This window comes from Wenzhouxiangella sp. YN1 (assembly GCF_056324145.1).
Window position 1 is genome coordinate 1 of sequence record NZ_JBJNIO010000038.1, and the last position, 281, is coordinate 281.

Sequence of the window (281 nt, forward strand, 5' to 3'; positions counted from 1 at the left end):
GTCCCCTTTTTGTTCTGACAAGGAGCGGGGCCATGGATCGGGAGACGATTGCCATGAGTCACAGGGAGTTGGATCGGGTGGGTGTCATCCGGAAGGTGGTTGACGGCACGCTGATCCAGCGTGAGGCGGCGCTTCATCTGAGGCTGAGCGTTCGCCACGTCAAGCGGCTGGTTCGGGCCTTCCGCGCCGAAGGGGCGGCAGGCCTGGCCTCAAGGCATCGTGGCCGGCCCGGCAACAATCGCATCGCCGCTTCGGTGCGGGATCATTTCATCGCGCTGGTG

Annotated in this window: 1 protein-coding gene; it reads left to right on the plus strand. The window is 64.4% G+C overall.

Translation table 11 applies throughout. The features are described from left to right. Nucleotides 1-53 precede the first annotated feature (53 nt). Nucleotides 54-281 (plus strand): helix-turn-helix domain-containing protein (locus ACEWQZ_RS00090; RefSeq protein WP_476481037.1); only part of this gene is annotated, 228 nt, incomplete at its 3' end.